16 protein-coding genes are annotated in these 14,927 nt (G+C 71.2%); 6 read left to right on the top strand and 10 right to left on the bottom strand.

Features of this window, described 5'->3' with window-relative positions:
- Positions 1-64: 64 nt before the first annotated feature.
- From ACSW7Y_RS10420 to ACSW7Y_RS10410, 3 genes are read right to left on the bottom strand one after another with little or no spacing between them, the layout of a single operon-like run.
- Positions 65-817 (bottom strand): SCO1664 family protein, encoded by a 753-nt coding sequence (locus ACSW7Y_RS10420; RefSeq protein ID WP_438126218.1) that lies wholly within the window; start codon positions 815-817, stop codon positions 65-67.
- Positions 814-1,341, bottom strand: coding sequence for a DUF3090 domain-containing protein (locus ACSW7Y_RS10415; protein WP_438126217.1), 528 nt, complete (start codon positions 1,339-1,341; stop codon positions 814-816). Before ACSW7Y_RS10415 ends, ACSW7Y_RS10420 begins: the two co-directional genes overlap by 4 nt.
- A 33-nt stretch (positions 1,342-1,374) precedes the next feature.
- Positions 1,375-2,121, bottom strand: a complete 747-nt coding sequence (locus ACSW7Y_RS10410; RefSeq protein WP_438126216.1) for an MSMEG_4193 family putative phosphomutase — start codon at positions 2,119-2,121, stop codon at positions 1,375-1,377.
- On the opposite strand from ACSW7Y_RS10410, the gene ACSW7Y_RS10405 reads away from it, so the two are divergent.
- Together ACSW7Y_RS10405 and ACSW7Y_RS10400 are read left to right on the top strand one after the other, a co-directional pair.
- Positions 2,095-3,393 (top strand): MFS transporter, encoded by a 1,299-nt coding sequence (locus ACSW7Y_RS10405; protein ID WP_438126215.1) that lies wholly within the window; start codon positions 2,095-2,097, stop codon positions 3,391-3,393. The two genes, ACSW7Y_RS10410 and ACSW7Y_RS10405, sit on opposite strands and share 27 nt — an antisense overlap.
- Before the next feature lie 17 nt (positions 3,394-3,410).
- Entirely contained in the window at positions 3,411-3,839 is a 429-nt protein-coding gene (locus ACSW7Y_RS10400; RefSeq protein WP_438126214.1) for a BLUF domain-containing protein, read from the top strand.
- Here the strand turns inward: ACSW7Y_RS10400 and ACSW7Y_RS10395 are convergent.
- From ACSW7Y_RS10395 to ACSW7Y_RS10385, 3 genes are all read right to left on the bottom strand, one after another.
- The gene (locus ACSW7Y_RS10395; RefSeq protein WP_438126213.1) at positions 3,836-4,420 is read right to left on the bottom strand and encodes an acetyltransferase; all 585 of its coding nucleotides are present in this window, start codon (positions 4,418-4,420) and stop codon (positions 3,836-3,838) included. The two genes, ACSW7Y_RS10400 and ACSW7Y_RS10395, sit on opposite strands and share 4 nt — an antisense overlap.
- A 9-nt stretch (positions 4,421-4,429) precedes the next feature.
- On the bottom strand, positions 4,430-5,050 hold the full coding sequence (locus tag ACSW7Y_RS10390) for a ScbR family autoregulator-binding transcription factor (RefSeq protein ID WP_438126212.1): 621 nt from the start codon (positions 5,048-5,050) through the stop codon (positions 4,430-4,432).
- A gap of 92 nt (positions 5,051-5,142) precedes the next feature.
- Entirely contained in the window at positions 5,143-6,693 is a 1,551-nt protein-coding gene (locus tag ACSW7Y_RS10385; RefSeq protein WP_438126211.1) for an alpha-L-fucosidase, read from the bottom strand.
- A gap of 107 nt (positions 6,694-6,800) precedes the next feature.
- Between ACSW7Y_RS10385 and ACSW7Y_RS10380 the strand changes: the two genes are divergently transcribed.
- The 3 genes from ACSW7Y_RS10380 to ACSW7Y_RS10370 are packed head-to-tail and all read left to right on the top strand — an operon-like array spanning position 6,801 to position 9,246.
- Complete coding sequence (locus ACSW7Y_RS10380) at positions 6,801-7,790, top strand: aldo/keto reductase (RefSeq protein WP_438126210.1); 990 nt, start codon at positions 6,801-6,803, stop codon at positions 7,788-7,790.
- Positions 7,787-8,824, top strand: a complete 1,038-nt coding sequence (locus ACSW7Y_RS10375; RefSeq protein WP_438126209.1) for a LacI family DNA-binding transcriptional regulator — start codon at positions 7,787-7,789, stop codon at positions 8,822-8,824. Before ACSW7Y_RS10380 ends, ACSW7Y_RS10375 begins: the two co-directional genes overlap by 4 nt.
- Positions 8,824-9,246 carry an RbsD/FucU domain-containing protein gene (locus tag ACSW7Y_RS10370; RefSeq protein ID WP_438126208.1) on the top strand — a complete coding sequence of 141 codons (423 nt, stop codon included), beginning with the start codon at positions 8,824-8,826 and terminating at the stop codon, positions 9,244-9,246. Before ACSW7Y_RS10375 ends, ACSW7Y_RS10370 begins: the two co-directional genes overlap by 1 nt.
- Before the next feature lie 169 nt (positions 9,247-9,415).
- On the opposite strand, the gene ACSW7Y_RS10365 is transcribed toward ACSW7Y_RS10370, so the two are convergent.
- The 4 genes from ACSW7Y_RS10365 to ACSW7Y_RS10350 form a co-directional block, all read right to left on the bottom strand.
- Positions 9,416-9,904, bottom strand: coding sequence for a BLUF domain-containing protein (locus ACSW7Y_RS10365; protein ID WP_438126207.1), 489 nt, complete (start codon positions 9,902-9,904; stop codon positions 9,416-9,418).
- Positions 9,905-9,996: 92 nt separating this feature from the next.
- Positions 9,997-11,370 (bottom strand): ABC transporter substrate-binding protein, encoded by a 1,374-nt coding sequence (locus ACSW7Y_RS10360; protein ID WP_438126206.1) that lies wholly within the window; start codon positions 11,368-11,370, stop codon positions 9,997-9,999.
- A 10-nt stretch (positions 11,371-11,380) separates the two neighbouring features.
- The gene (locus ACSW7Y_RS10355; protein ID WP_438126205.1) at positions 11,381-12,337 is read right to left on the bottom strand and encodes a carbohydrate ABC transporter permease; all 957 of its coding nucleotides are present in this window, start codon (positions 12,335-12,337) and stop codon (positions 11,381-11,383) included.
- Positions 12,338-12,403: 66 nt separating this feature from the next.
- The gene (locus ACSW7Y_RS10350) at positions 12,404-13,378 is read right to left on the bottom strand and encodes a carbohydrate ABC transporter permease (RefSeq protein WP_438126204.1); all 975 of its coding nucleotides are present in this window, start codon (positions 13,376-13,378) and stop codon (positions 12,404-12,406) included.
- A gap of 204 nt (positions 13,379-13,582) precedes the next feature.
- Here ACSW7Y_RS10350 and ACSW7Y_RS10345 point away from each other — a divergent pair, with 204 nt between their 5' ends.
- Positions 13,583-14,881, top strand: a complete 1,299-nt coding sequence (locus ACSW7Y_RS10345; protein ID WP_438126203.1) for a Gfo/Idh/MocA family protein — start codon at positions 13,583-13,585, stop codon at positions 14,879-14,881.
- The last annotated feature ends 46 nt before the right edge of the window (positions 14,882-14,927 follow it).

Here is a 14,927-nt window from a genome sequence, read left to right as displayed (position 1 = left end):
GGCCGACACGGTCGGGCAGGATCGGTGCTGTCGGGCAGGATCGGTGCAGGCGGGCCGGATCGGCTCAGAACAGCGGCCAGGGCACGGCCGGGCCGTGGCCCGGTGGCGGCGGGAAGATCCCGACCGCGCGGAGCGCCGCGCACCGGGCCGCGATCGTGTCGATCTCCTGCGCGGTGAGGTGCTCCTCCAGCGCGCGACCGAGGTCCCCGCTCAGCGCCCAGGAGACCCGGTCGATGCCCTCGAGCTCGTCGGGCGTGAGCGGCTCGCCGATCCAGCCCCAGAGCACCGTGCGGAGCTTGTGCTCGACGTGGAAGGTCAGGCCGTGGTCGACGCCGTACCGGTGACCGTCCGGCATCGCGAGCACGTGCCCGCCCTTCCGGTCGGCGTTGTTCGCGACCACGTCGAACACCGCCATGCGTCGGAGCTGCTCGGAGTCCTCGTGCACGAGCGTCACCGGTTGCTCGTGCTCGTCGATCGCCTCGAGGACGGGCAGCCACGGCGAGTCCGGTGCCTCGGCGACGTCGGGCGCGACGATGTCGACCGCGTCCTGCCCCGGGTCGATCTCCTGCCAGCGCTGCACCATGCCGGGGCCGAACGGCCCGTCACCGAGCCACGTCGGTGGGACGACGCCCCAGCCGAACGCCTCGGACACGAGGTACGCGGCGACCTCTCGACCGGCGAGCGTGCCGTCCGGGAAGTCCCACAGCGGGCGTTCACCCTCGATCGGCTTGTAGACCACCGCCTCGCCGTCGAGGTCGGCGAGGAAGGTCGCGTTCGAGGCCTCGCGGATCCGCGCCCGGATCGAGACCTCGCTCATGCCATCCCGGGCGGACGTCCGGCGGCGACGACCTCGCGGGTCCGCTCGACGAATGCGCGGGCGGTCCCGACGGGGATCTTCACCTGGAACAGCTCAGCGGGCTCGGGGATCTCGACGACCGCTTCGACCTCGCCGTCCTCGCCGGTCTCCTCGGCGACGATCTCGACCTCGTCGTCGATGGGGTACGCCTCGATGACGACCTGGGCGGTGGCCGGGTCGAAGCCGAGGCTGAGGGCGCCGGCACGGAACTCCGGCTCGACGGGCTGGTCGAGGGGGTCGCCGTCGAAGAGTTCCTTCGGCGCGGTGTCCGGGACGCTGAAGCGGTTGTCGTCGACCGTCGCGACCTCGTCCAGGAGCTCGTCGACCTTCTCGGCGAGCACCGCGGACTGCTCCTTCTCGAGGGCGACGCTCGTGACGCGCTTGCCGTCCCGAGCCTGCAGGTAGAACGCGCGCTCGCCCGGTCGTCCGATCGTGCCGACGACGATGCGGTCCGGCCAGTCGAAGCCGTGGACGATGGTGGGCATACCTGGATTGTAGGAGCGTCGTGCTCCGCTCGTTCAGGGAGCGGCGGTCCCCGGATGCCCGTCCGTCGCACCGGCAGCGGTCTCGTGGCCGGCTCCCCCGCCGACGGCCGCGTCACCGCTCGGAGCCGGGGCCACCGAGAGCCACGCCAGGTCGCCCGACTCGGTGTTCGTCGCGACCACTTCCGGCCGGTGCTCCCCGTAGCGGACGATCGACACCGAGGCGGGCCCGACCGCGATCCGCTGGAAGAGGTCGAGGTGCATGCCGAAAGCGTCGGCCAGCACGGACTTCACGATGTCGCCGTGGCTGACCGCGACCCAGACGGCGCCGGGCCCGTGCTGCCGCTCGACCTCGGCGTCGATCCGCCGGACAGCCGTCACCGCGCGTGACTGCATCGTCGGCATCGACTCCCCGCCGGGGAACACGACCGCGCTCGGGTTCGCCTGGACGGTGCGCCACAGCGGTTCCTTCGCGAGGTCGGCGAGCTTCCGGCCCTGCCACTCGCCGTAGTCGGCCTCGGTGATCGCGCGCTCGACGAGGGTGTCGGGCACGTGGCCGTGCGCGGCGCGCTGCGCGTCGGCGATCGCCCGTGCGGTCTGCCGGCACCGTTCGAGGGGGCTCGTGACGAGGGCGGCGAGGGACACCGCGGCGATGCGCTCCGCGGTGCGCTGGGCCTGGCGCCGTCCGACGTCGTCGAGCCGGACCCCGGCCGTGCGCCCGGCGAGCAGGCCGGTCGCGTTCGCGGTGGTGCGTCCGTGCCGGACGAGGAGGACGGTCGCCATGCCCCGATCCTAGGCGCGGCGCTCGTTCCGCTGCCTCCGGCACGGTCCGGGTGCTTGACCCGCTGCCCCTCGGCACGGTCTGATGGGGTGATGAGGGCCCGACACCGCGCAGCCCTCTTCGCCACGTCCACGATGACCGGCGTCGGCATCGCGTCGTGGATCACCCGCACCCCGGCCGTCCGCGACGAGCTCGGCGCCAGCATCGAGACGATGGGCATCGTGCTGCTCGGACTGTCGGCCGGGTCGATGATCGGCATCCTCGGCGCCGGGGCGCTCGTCCGCCGGACCGGGACGCGGCCGCTCGTGCTCGTCGGTGGCGCACTGCCCGTCCTCGGGATGCTGCTCGTCGCCCTGCTCGCTCCCGCCCACGTCACCGCGGGTGTCTGGGCCGGGCTGTTCTGCATCGGGTTCGGGGCCGGCGTGGCCGAGATCGGACTGAACGTCGAGGCGGCCGCGGTGGAACGGCAGCTCGGACGCCCGGTCGTCCCGGTCCTGCACGCCTGCTTCAGCCTCGGCACCGTGGTCGGTGGCGCGGCGGGGATCGGCCTGACCTCGATCCGGACACCGGTCACGGTGCACCTGATCCTGGCGACGGCCGTGATGGCGGGGCTCGCTGCCTTCGCGGCGACGAACCTCCGGCCGGTGGCGCGCGACGAACCCGTCGCTCACGAGCCCTCGGCGCACCCTCGACTCCGGTCGGTGCTCACCGTGCAGGTACTGCTGATCGGGGTGGTCACGCTCGCGATGGCGTTCGCCGAGGGTGCCGCATCCGACTGGTTGCCGCTCCTAATCACCTCGGGGCACGACGCGCCGGAGGTCGTCGGGTCGCTCGTGTTCACCGGCTTCGCGCTCGCGATGCTCGTCGGCCGCTCGGCCGGGACGCCCCTCGTCGCGCGGTTCGGTCGAGCACCGGTCGTCCGGGCGTGCGCGGCGGTCGGCACCGTCGGGGTGCTGCTCGTCGTGACCGCCGGGTCCCCCGTGGTGACCGCGACCGGTGCTGCGGTGTGGGGCCTCGGGATCGCGCTCGGGTTCCCGCTCGCGATCTCGGCAGCCGGGGACCACCCCACCGACGGCGACCGGCGCGTGTCCGTCGTCGCGACGGCCGGGTACGTGGCGTTCCTCGCGGGGCCGCCGCTCCTCGGGTTCCTCGGCGAGCACCTCGGGCTGCAGGCGGCCATGCTCGTGCCCGCGGCGCTCCTCGTCATCACGCTGTGCATCGCCTCGGCGACCCGGACTGCGCAATCCGGACAACGGCCGGGCGGGACGCGGTGAGGCACCAGGATGGAACGGTGCTCGTCTCCATCCTCTACATGAGCCGCGCCAACGTCCCCTTCGACGACGCCGACATGCAGGAGCTCCTCCGCGAGGCGCGCATCCGCAACACGGCGCTCGGTATCTCCGGGCTCCTCGTCGCCAAGGGCGGCCGGTTCATGCAGTTGCTCGAGGGGCCGGCGTGGAGCGTGGACGACCGGTTCGCGGCGATCTCGCGGGACGATCGGCACGGGGACGTGAAGTCACTCGTGCGGGAGGACGTCGACCACCGGCGGTTCGACGGCTGGGCCATGGCCTACCGCTCGCTGGAGGACGCGGACGTCGAGCAGCAGGAGGGCTTCAGTCCGTTCCTCACCGGCGACACGGACTTCCCGCCGGCGTTCGACCGCACGAGTTCCGCCTGGCTGCTGAAGTGGTTCCGCTCCCGCGAGCTCAACGACGCCTAGCGAGCGACGGACTCGAGTGTCACCCACTCCTCGTCCCGCAGGTAGCCGACGGCGGCGCCAGCGGCGATGATCGCCGGGTTGTCGGCAGATCCGCCGGTCCGGAAGCGGACGACGTCCTCGTCGAGCAGCGCGAGCACCGACGCCGCCTTCACAGCGGTCCCGATCCCTCGACCTCGGTGGTCCCGGGCGATGACGGTGAAGGCGGTCTCGACCGTGTCGCCGTCGACATCGAGGTACGTGGTGCCGACGAGGTCGCCCGAGGGCGACCACGCGCCGAATGCGCGGCGGGTCGAGGAGAGCGCGGCCGAGGACTCGGTCAGTGCCTCGTGCTGTGTCGCCACACTGCCCGGGTAGTCGGTGACGGTCGCGGCGTCGAGCGCGAGGACCGCAGGGAGGTCAGCGTCGCCGAGCTCCCCGACGACGATCGGGGCCACCCGCTCCACGAACCGCCGGAGCGCGGCACGGTCAGCACGGTCCGCGTCGAGCTGCGCCGCCCACGAACGTGCGGTCATCCGCCACCCCGTCCCGATGAGCTCGGCGACGCGCGGATCGCCCGCTCGCAGTACCGTCGTCTCCCCCACGCGGCGAGCCTAACGGGCGATGGACTGCTCGCCGAAGGCCTCGGCGACGCCGCCGAGCAACCGGTCCCGGTGCCTCGGGTCGGCGATGCCGTCGAGCACGATCCGCCACATCGCGGCCACGGCCGGGAACAGGTCCTGCCGCCCGGTGCGGACGGCCGACACGAGCTGCACGCCCGTGAACATCGGCACGACGGTCGCGCCGAGCTGCTCTGCGGAGAGGTCCGTCCGGAGCTCCCCGGCCGCGATCGCGAGCCGGAAGAGGTCGCTGATCCCGCCGATCCACTGCTCGTAGAACGCGGCGGTCGCGGCGCCGAACTCGCCGCGCTCCAGCGAGAGTCGGATCCCCGCGCTCACGACGGGGTCGGTGAGCAGCATCCCGGCGATGCCCCGGGACGCCGCCACGAGCGCTTCCGTGGGCGAGCTGTCGACGTGGCTCACCACGTCGAACGTCCGGACGTTCTGCTCGTCGATCACGCCGAGCGCGAGCGACACCTTCGACGGGAAGTGGAAGTGCAGCGCGCCCTGGGACACGCCCGCCTCACGGGCGACGGCCGCGATGGTCGTGGCGGCGTAGCCGACACGCTCGAACTCGCGGGCGGCGGCCTCCAGGATCAGTGCGCGGCGTTCCACGCCACCAGTCTGACGGCCTGGAGGCGCGGGTCGGGCCCGCACCGTGCCTCCAGTCCGAGGGGTGGTCACGTTCTCGGCGGTGCCGGCGCGGCTCAGCCGTGCAGGTGGTCGGTGCGTTCGGGAAGGTGGTCCGCCTCGAGGCGTACCTTGACCACCGGTCCGGAGTGCGGCGTCGTCGACGCGGGCACGGTGACCTCCAGGGCGTCCGGGGTCTGCGTCCAGGCGACCTCACCGTCGGCGCCGAGCACCTCGACGCTCCGGATCGGGCGGCCGAGCAGGTTCGCCGAGCTGCCGAACGACCGGATGCGCGCGGTGCCGTCCTCGGGCTGCGCGAGGAGGACGGCGTGCACGTACTCGCCCGTGGCGTCGACGCGTCGGGTGAACCGGACGTCGGCCGACGTGTAGACCGGGGTGTCGCCGTCGACGAACGACCCCGCCTGCACGTGGGTCGGCCCCTCGCCCGGGATCACCCACGGGCGGGTGCCGTAGACCGCCTGTCCGTTGACGACGAGCCAGCGACCGATCTCCTCGAGCAGCCGCTGCTCGGGCTCGGGGATCGTGCCGTCCGCCTTCGGCCCGACGTTGAGCAGGAGGACGCCGTTCTTCGCGACGACGTCGACGAGCTCGGCGACGAGGTCGGCCGTGGACTTGTAGTCGTGCCCCTCGACGAAGCTCCACGCGGTCTTCGAGACCGAAGTGTCGTTCTGCCAGACGAACGTCGGGGTGCCGCCCATCGCGCCGCGCTCGATGTCGTACACCGCGGAGCCCTCGGCGAAGGCGTTCCACTTGTAGTTGATGACGACCTCGCGGCCCCACTCGGCTGCGCGGTTGTAGTAGTACGCGGCGAGGGTCCGGAGCCACGGCTCGAACGCGGGCTGCTCGATCCACCAGTCGAACCAGAGCACCTGCGGCCGGTACCGGTCGATGACCTCGACGGTGCGGAGCAGCCAGTCCTCGAGGTGTCGCTCGTGCGGCGCGGTCTCCTCGCGCTGGGCGGGGCCGTAGAAGTCGATGAAGCGCGGGTCGAGGACGTCGGAGTCGAACCGGGTGCCGCCGTTCATGAAGAACCAGTGCTCGGCCCGGTGCGACGAGGCACCGCGGACCATGAAGGCGTCGTCCACGGCCTGGAGCAGGTCGCCGAACACGTCCCGCTCCGGGCCCATGCGCGCGGCGCTCCAGCGGGACCGCTCGGTGTCGTACATCGCGAAGCCGTCGTGGTGTTCGGCGACCGGGACGACGAACTGCGCCCCGGCGCGGCGGAAGAGCGTCGCCCAGGCCTGCGGGTCGAACCGCTCCATCCTGAAGGACGGGATGAAGTCCTTGTAGCCGAACTCCGACTGCGGGCCGTAGGTCGCGACGTGGTGCTCGTACTCGGGAGTGCCCTCGCGGTACATGTCGCGGGAGTACCACTCGTTCCGGAACGCGGGCACGGAGTAGACGCCCCAGTGCAGGAAGATGCCGAACTTCGCGTCCTGGTACCAGCGCGGCGGCTCGTACTGCTGCAGCGACTCCCACGTGGCGTCGTACGGTCCGGCGGCGACCACGGCGGCGACCGCGGCGAGCGCCTCCGAGTTGTCGGACACGTCGACGGGCTCCGGCAGGGTCGCCGGGTCGATGCGGGGCAGGTCGTGCGGTGCGGTCATGTCTCCTCCTCGAGCTGCACGAAACGTTACGTGTTCCGGGAGCGACGCGCTAGGGTTGCCCGCATCGAGCGGAGCGAAACGTTCCGCCCCGACGGGGAGAAAACCACGTGGACACGCTGACCCGCACGCTGCGCACCGGAGCGCAGATCCCGCTGATCGGCCTCGGCACGTTCGGATCCGACCGCTACGGTCCGGACGAGGTCGCGGCGGCGGTCCGCGGCGGGCTCGAGGCCGGCTACCGGCTGGTCGACTGCGCGTCCGTGTACGGCAACGAGGCCGAGGTCGGTGCGGCGATCGCGGCCAGCGGTGTCCCCCGCGACGACCTCTTCGTGATGTCGAAGGTCTGGAACGACGCACACGACCCCGTCGACGCGGTCGCCTCGGTCCGTCGTTCGCTCGCCGACCTGCGGCTCGACCACCTCGACGCGGTCTTCGTGCACTGGCCGTTCCCGAACCACCACGCTCCGCACGCCGCCGTGGAGGACCGGGACCGGTCGGCGCGGCCGTACGACCACGACGCGTACCTCGCGCTGTGGCGGGCGCTCGAGGGTCTCGTCGACGAGGGGGTCGTCCGGCACCTCGGGACGTCGAACACGACCGCGCCGAAGCTCCGGCTGCTGCTCCGCGACGCCCGCGTGCTGCCGTCGCTCAACGAGATGGAGCTGCACCCCACCTTCCAGCAGCCGGAGTTGTTCGACCTCTGCGTCGCGAACGACATCCAGCCCGTCGGGTACTCCCCGCTCGGGTCGCCGTCCCGGCCTGAGCGTGACCGCACCGACGACGACCCGGTGGACGTCGAGCACCCGACCGTCCGCCGGATCGCCGAGGCGCACGGGGTGCACCCGGCGGTCGTCTGCCTGAAGTGGGCGGTCGCCCGGGGTCAGGTGCCGATCCCGTTCGCGGTGAAGCCGGAGCAGTACCGCGCCAACCTCGAGGGGGCACTGACCGACCCGCTCACCGCGGACGAACTCGCGGCGATGGCGGACGTAGACCGCGGCGCCCGGCTCATCAAGGGGCAGGTGTTCCTCTGGGAGGGCGCGTCGAGCTGGCACGACCTCTGGGACGAGGACGGCACGGTCGCGGGTGGCCGCGTGTGACGGCGACCTACAAGGACCTGCAGCGCGAGACGGGGCTCTCGCTCGCGACGATCTCGAAGTTCTACAACGGCGGGGCGGTCCGGGACGAGAACGCCCGCGCGATCGAGCGCGCCGCGGCGGCCCTCGGGTTCCGGCCGAACGCGTTCGCACGGAGCCTGCGGTCCCGACGATCCGGGACCATCGGCGTGCTGCTCCCGGCGCTCGACAACGACTTCCACCTGACGGTCATCGCCGGCGTCGAGAGCGCACTGCGGCCGTCCGGGACGAGCGTCATCGTCTCGTCGAGCCCCGACGCCGAGGCCGGCGCGGTCGACCTCCTCCGGAGTCGGATGGTCGACGGCATCATCGCGGTGCCGTCGCCGCACGACGTCGAGGCGCTCGCGCGAGCGGCGGAGCAGATCCCCGTCGTGCAGATCGACTGGCGCGCGGAAGACCTCGTCGTCGACGGGGTCTTCCTCGACAACCACCGCGCTGGTGCCCTCGCGGCGCGGCACCTCCTCGACCACGGGCACCGGCGGCTCGGCGTCGTCGGGGGCGACCCGGCCGTCTCGACGATGCGCGGTCGGGCCGACGGCTTCCGAGAGGTCGCCCGGCAGGCCGGCGCCGACCTCGCGCCAGATGCCGTGCTCGCCGGCCCGCTCACGGTCGCGAACGGACAGGCGGCGATGCAGCAGTTGCTCGTGCTGCCGGAGCGCCCGACGGCGGTGTTCTGCGCCAACCACGAACTGACGATCGGCGCGGTCATCGCCGTCAACGAGTCGGGGCTGACGCTCGGACGCGACCTGTCGGTGCTCGGGTTCGACGGCCGGGAGCTCGCGCAGGTGACCGTTCCGAAGCTCACGGTCATCGAGCAGCCGACGCACGAGATCGCCGTGCGGGCAGCCGAACGTATCGCGGAGCGGCTGGACCAGCGGCGTACCGACCCGACCGCCATCGCGTCCGAACCCGTCGACGTCCTCGTCGCCCCACGACTCGTCGCTGGCGGGTCCGTCGCGCGGGTCGGCCCACCGATCACCGGCCCCACGGAGGCATGATGCTGCGCTACACCCTGACGCACCGACCGACCCTGAGCGCGCTCGCGTCGCTCGGCCACGGTTCGAAGGTGCTCGTCGCGGACGGGAACTACCCGTTCGCCACCGCGATGAACCCGCGCGCGGAGCTCGTGCACCTCAACTGGCGTCCGGGGCTGCTCGACGTCGACGAGGTCCTGACGACACTGCTCGACGCGGTCCCGTTCGATGCGGCCACCGTGATGACCCCGCCGCCGGACGCCCCGGTGGCAGCCCACGACGGGTACCGCCGGATCCTCGGGCCGGACGTGCCGCTCGGCACGCTCGACCGGTTCGCGTTCTACGACGCGGTCCGCGCGCCGGAGACCGGGCTCGTCATCGCCACCGGTGACCAGCGGTCGCACGCCAACCTGCTGCTCGAGGTCGGCTTCGTCGCGGCGCGCTGAGCACGGCGGCGGCACCCGACACGCGGAGCGCTCGTCGCCCGCCGCGCCGCCGCTGAACGACGCGACCGCTGTCGCACGACAACGACGCAGTCGTTCCGCGACGGCGACGGGACCCACCGCGGACGACGTGACCCGACGGAGCGCCCCGCGCCCCGGCCGGCCCCGCGACTCAGGCGGCGTGCCTGCCCAGGGTGATCCGCTCCTCCCGGCCGGTACCGGCACCGGCACCGACGCCGAGGTCGCGACCACGGAACCAGCGCAGCAGGAAGTCCGCGGAGGTGCCGGACAGCGAGGACGGGAGGCCCTCGCGGCGCTGGAGGAAGCCGCTGAAGCCGGGCTCCTCGAGGACGTCGGCGTCTGACGGCGCGCCGAACGCCATCGCCCACCCGTCGAAGCGACGGGCACCGATCTGCTCGCGGGACAGCGACTGCACCTCGGTGTGCCGGGGGTCGCGTTCGATGGCTGCGAACCGGTCCTCCACGCTCCACTCCGGGCCCTCGAGCACCTGCAGGAAGCGACCGCCCTTGGCGAGCAGGAGCCCCGAGACGCCGAGCGCCTCGTTGCGGAGTCGTGCCTCGCGGAGCATCGCGACGAGGTCGGCGTCGGTGAGCTCGTCGACGGCGACGGACATGTAGACGAGTGAGGTGAGGGAGGTCATCGGCGTCAGTTTCGTTCGAAGGTGGAACATCCGTCAACGCGGTCGTCCACGGACCGCACCGGGCCCGTGGACGACTGCGTGGAGCGGATGCGTCAGGTCAGCGCGAGGAGCGTGTTCACCTGCTCGTTCACGGCCGTGAGCGACGACACCGGCTTGCCGTTCGCGTAGATGCCGTCGAACGCGGGTTGCACCAGGGCCTGGACGTCGGCAGGGTTGCGGGTGACCGGGAAGAGGAACGTCGTGCCGTCCTCGACCTGCTCCGTGAACGCCGTCACGTCGAGCCCGCGCTTCGCGTAGGCCGCCACCGCCGCGTCCGTTCCCGATCGACGGGCCGGGAACACGATGCCCGCTCGTCCGACGATCTCCTGCGCCGCGGCACTGCCGAGGAACGCGACCCACTTGGCGGCCGCCTCGGGGTTCTTCGCCTGCTTCGTGATCGAGTCGCCGAGCCCGTTGAACATCGAGGCGCGGTGCCCCACCGGCCCCTTCGGTGTCGGGGCGACGCCGACGTCGATCCCCTGCAGGCCGAGGTAGGTGCCGATCATCCAGGATCCGTTGAACGACAGCGCCACCTTCTTCGAGCCGAGCTGCACGTCGGGGCCGGTCGTCGTCGAGAACACCCCGTACTTCGGCATGTACCCCTTGTCGGCGAGGCCGAAGTACCAGGAGATCGTCTTCTGGAACCCGGCGTCGTCGTAGCGGAACTTGTTCCCCCACGGGTTCCGGTTCGTGTAGAACCAGTCGATCGACCCGGTGAACGGCGACCACTGCGTCTGCCCGAACCCGTCGCCGCCGCTGCCGTTCGCGCTCATCCCGTAGACGGCGACGTCGTTCTTGTCGAACCCGGGCTCGTCGCCGCGGCGCCCCTTGCCGTCGATGGTGAGGTGGGCGATCGCCCGCTCGAAGGACCCGCCGTCGTCGGGGTTCCAGGACAGGTTCGCGAGGTCGTCGGCGGTGTAGCCAGCCTTCGCGATGACCTTCTTGTCGTAGAACATCGCGACGGTGTCCCAGTCCTTCGGCGAACCGTAGCGGTGGCCGTCCTTGCCCTTCCAGAGCTGCGCGAGGCCGGACTGGTAGTCGTCGTCGCGGATGGCGCTCGTCGCCTCGAGGTCGTCGAGTTCGTAAAGGACGTCGAGGTCGGCGAACTGCGGGAACTTCGACAGGTGGTCGGTGAACACGTCGGGCGCGGTGCCGGCGATGAACCCGGCGGTGAGCTTCGTCCAGTAGTCCGCCCACCCGAGCTGGGTGATCTTGATGCGGATGTCGGGGTTCTCGCGCTCGAAGGCCTTCGCGACGGCCTGGTAGGCGGGCAGCTGGTTCGCGTCCCAGAGCCAGTACGACACGGTGCCGGTCGCGCCGCTCCGCGGGTTCGGCGTGCTCGGTGAGGAGCAGGCGGCGAGCGCACCGAGGGCCAGGGCGGAGGCGCCCCCGGCGAAGAGGGCGCGGCGGGAGATGGGGTTCGTCATGAGCTGGTCCCTACTTGATGCCGGAGAAGCCGATGGAGTTGACGATGCGCTTCGCGAAGAGGCCGAACAGCACGATCATCGGGAGCGCTGCGACGAGGGTCGCGGCCATCAGCCCCGCCCAGTCGGTGCCGGACTGCGGCGACTGCGACTTGAAGACCCCGAGCGCCACGGTGAGCACCCGCGAGCTGTCCGTGTACGAGACCATCAGCGGCCAGAAGTAGTCGTTCCAGGCGGTGATGTACGTCAGCACGGCGAGCGTGGCGATGGGCGCGGAGGCCATGGGCAGGATGAGGCGGAAGAACACCCGGACCTTGCCGGCGCCGTCGATGAGCGCTGCCTCTTCGACCTCGCGCGAGATGCCGAGGAAGAACTGCCGCAGGAAGAACACCGCGAACGGGGTCATGAGCATCGACGGGAGCGCGATGCCGAACAGCGTGTCGACGAGCCCGAGCGACTTGATGAGCGCGAAGTTCGGCAGGAGCGTGAAGATCGTCGGCACCATGAGGCCGGCCAGGAACACCGCGAACACGCGGTCCCGTCCGGGCCACCGCAGGCGGGCGAACGCGTAGGCGGCGCCGGCGGAGAAGAACACCTGGCCGACGGTGATCATCGTCGCCGTGATCACGGAGTTGAGCAGGTACTGCCAGAAGTTGATGGCGGCACCGGAGCCGCCCTGGGCGAGGGCCTCCTTCGTGCTCTGCAGGCCGAACACCCGCTCGAACCCGCCGAGGCTGAACCCGGTGGGCAGGAGCGACGTGGGGTCGGCGGAGATCGCCCCGTTGGAGGACAGGGCGGTGCGGAGGATCCAGTAGAAGGGGAACAGGGTGACGACGATGACGGCGATCATCGCGATCCAGGCGATGACCCGTCCGACGGAGGGCTTCCGGCGCGGCGGCCGAGGGCCACCGCGGGTGGTGATCGCGCGGGTGGTCTGGGGTTCGACCACGGGGGGCAGGGTGCTGGTCATCTTCGACTCGCTTCCAGGAGGTGAGGGGCGGCCGCTTCGGCGGGCGGCCGGACGGGATCGGCCGCGTCAGTCCAGGTCGCTCTCGCCGGAGCGCGAGAGTCGGTACTGGACGAACGTGATGACGCTGAGGACGATGAGGAGGGCCACCGAGACGGCGGACGCGTAGCCGAACTGGAACCGGCCGAACGCGAGGTTGTAGATGTAGTTCTGCACGACGTTCGTGGCGTTCGCCGGCCCGCCCTGGGTCGTGACCGCGACGGTGTCGAACACCTGGAACGAGCCGATGATGGTGATGATGAGGACGAGCGAGAGGATCGGCCGCAGGAGCGGGACCGTGATGCGCCAGAACATCTTCCACTCGCTCGCACCGTCGATGCGGCCCGCTTCGTAGACCTGCTCGGGCAGTGCCTGGAGCCCCGCGAAGATGAGCAGCGCCGTGTAGCCGACGTTCCGCCAGACGTTGATGAACGCGATGGTCGGGATGCCCCAGACGTCGCTCTGCAGGAACGGGATGCGCCCGACGCCGATGGCCGAGAGGACCTCGTTGCCGATGCCGAGCTGCGTGTCGAGGATCCACAGCCAGATGAGCGCGGCGACGACGTTCGACACGAGGTAGGGCGCGAGGACGATCCCCCGGACGAACGTGGACTTCGTCAGCCGGTGCATCATGACCGCGATGAACAGCGCGAGGACGGTCTGGAAGCCGATGTTGAGGAGCACGTACTCGACGGTCACCGCCATCGAGTTCCAGAAGATCGAGTCCTGGACGAGTCGGACGTAGTTCTGCAGGCCGGTGAAGACCGGTGGAGTGAGCAGGTTGTAGGTCGTGAAGCTCAGGTAGATGCCCCGGACCGTCGGCCACGCCAGGAACAGCAGGAAACCGACCGAGGCAGGCGCGATGAAGACCAGCGCGAGCCAGAGGTCGCTCCGTGGGCGGCGGCGTGGGGAGGTGGTGCCGGCACCGGCTCGGTCGGCGACGCGACCCTGCCGTCTCGTGCTGGCGGTCGTCAGGGATGACGACACGGGGCTCTCGGTGACCATCGCGACTCCTTCGTCTGCGGTGGACTGGCTCGAAGCAGCAGTCCGTGGCCGGGAATCTACACGTGGAGACCGCCGCCGACAAGAGGCAGATCGGGGAGAGGAAGATGGGGGTTGTCACGAGTAGACCATCGTGGAATGCTGACGGGGATCGCACCGGCGCGACCTGCCCGGCGATGCACCCCCACCACCTCGGAAAGGTCCCCGATGATCTCCATCGCCATGGTCGGAGCCGGCCAGTTCGCGCCCCAGTTCGCCAAGCTGTTCAAGCTCCACCCCGACGTCGACCGGGTCTTCGTGACGGACCTCGTCGAGGACCGCGCGTCCGACCTCGTCGCGGAGCAGCACCTCGACGGCACCTTCGCGGACTTCGATGCCGCGCTCGCATCCGACGTCGACGCGGTCGCGATCTTCACGCAGCGCTGGACCCACGGGCCGCTCGTCGTGCAGGCCCTCCGCGCCGGCAAGCACGTGTACTCCGCGGTGCCGATGGCGATCTCGGTCGACGAGATCCGCGACATCATCGACACCGTCCGCGAGACCGGGCTCACCTACATGATGGGCGAGACCAGCTACTACAACCCGGCGACGGTGTTCGCGCGGAACAAGGTCGCCGAGGGGGCGTTCGGCCGGGTGTTCTACGCCGAGGGCGACTACGTCCACGACATGGACCTCGGGTTCTACGCCGCGTACCAGTACAGCGGCGGCGAGGACTGGAAGCGCACCGCCAGCTACCCGCCCATGCTCTACCCGACGCACTCCGTCGGTGGCGTCCTCGGCGCGATCCCCGGCCACGCGGTCAGCGTCAGCTGCATCGGGGTCAAGGACGACCGCGGCGACGGCGTCTTCGACAAGGACGTCAGCCAGTTCGACAACGACTTCTCGAACGCGACCGCCCTGTTCGAGCTCGACAACGGCGGCGTGATGCGGATCAACGAGATGCGCCGCGTGGGGTACCCGTCGCACATCCGGGAGTCACGCTTCCGGTACTTCGGTACCGAGGGCAGCTTCGAGCAGCTCGCGAAGGTCAGCGTCTGGCAGGACAAGCAGGACTCGGTCGACATCAGCGACCAGATCGACACCCAGGCGACGATGTCCCTCGACGACCCCCGTCTCGCCGGCGTCGACCCGTCCCTCCGCGACGCGTTCGTCTCCGGGTACGCCCCGGTGCACGACACCGCGCGCCTGCCGTCCGAGTACGACGGGGTGCCGACCGGCCACGAGGGCAGCCACCAGTTCCTCGCCGACGACTTCGTCCGTGCCGTGGTCGACCGCACCCTGCCCCCGGTGAACGCCTGGACCGCCGCCCGGTTCACGCTGCCGGGCATCATCGCCCACCAGTCCGCGCTGCAGGGCGGCGTCCGCCTCGAGGTACCGGACTTCGGCGACGCTCCGGAGACGGTCGACGCGGGCGCGCCGGCGAGCGCCACCGGGTCGGTGGGGGCTGCGGGCGCCGCCGGGCCGTCGAGCGCGGCACCGTCCAGCGACCAGACGCCCGCCGTCTAGGATCGCAGCGACGACAGCGGTCCGGCCGCCCGCCCACCCCGGGCGG

It is taken from the genome of Curtobacterium flaccumfaciens (genome assembly GCF_051548005.1).
Lineage (GTDB): Bacteria > Actinomycetota > Actinomycetes > Actinomycetales > Microbacteriaceae > Curtobacterium.
Note: the sequence above shows the minus strand (reverse complement) of the source record. Positions and strands in the feature narration are given on the sequence as shown.

Coding starts and splice junctions, on each gene's coding strand:
- ACSW7Y_RS10420 (WP_438126218.1), bottom strand. CDS start 817: ATGAGCGAGGTCTCGATCCGGGCGCGGATCCGCGAGGCCTCGAACGCG.
- ACSW7Y_RS10415 (WP_438126217.1), bottom strand. CDS start 1,341: ATGCCCACCATCGTCCACGGCTTCGACTGGCCGGACCGCATCGTCGTC.
- ACSW7Y_RS10410 (WP_438126216.1), bottom strand. CDS start 2,121: ATGGCGACCGTCCTCCTCGTCCGGCACGGACGCACCACCGCGAACGCG.
- ACSW7Y_RS10385 (WP_438126211.1), bottom strand. CDS start 6,693: ATGACCGCACCGCACGACCTGCCCCGCATCGACCCGGCGACCCTGCCG.
- ACSW7Y_RS10370 (WP_438126208.1), top strand. CDS start 8,824: ATGCTGCGCTACACCCTGACGCACCGACCGACCCTGAGCGCGCTCGCG.
- ACSW7Y_RS10365 (WP_438126207.1), bottom strand. CDS start 9,904: ATGACCTCCCTCACCTCACTCGTCTACATGTCCGTCGCCGTCGACGAG.
- ACSW7Y_RS10360 (WP_438126206.1), bottom strand. CDS start 11,370: ATGACGAACCCCATCTCCCGCCGCGCCCTCTTCGCCGGGGGCGCCTCC.
- ACSW7Y_RS10355 (WP_438126205.1), bottom strand. CDS start 12,337: ATGACCAGCACCCTGCCCCCCGTGGTCGAACCCCAGACCACCCGCGCG.
- ACSW7Y_RS10350 (WP_438126204.1), bottom strand. CDS start 13,378: ATGGTCACCGAGAGCCCCGTGTCGTCATCCCTGACGACCGCCAGCACG.
- ACSW7Y_RS10345 (WP_438126203.1), top strand. CDS start 13,583: ATGATCTCCATCGCCATGGTCGGAGCCGGCCAGTTCGCGCCCCAGTTC.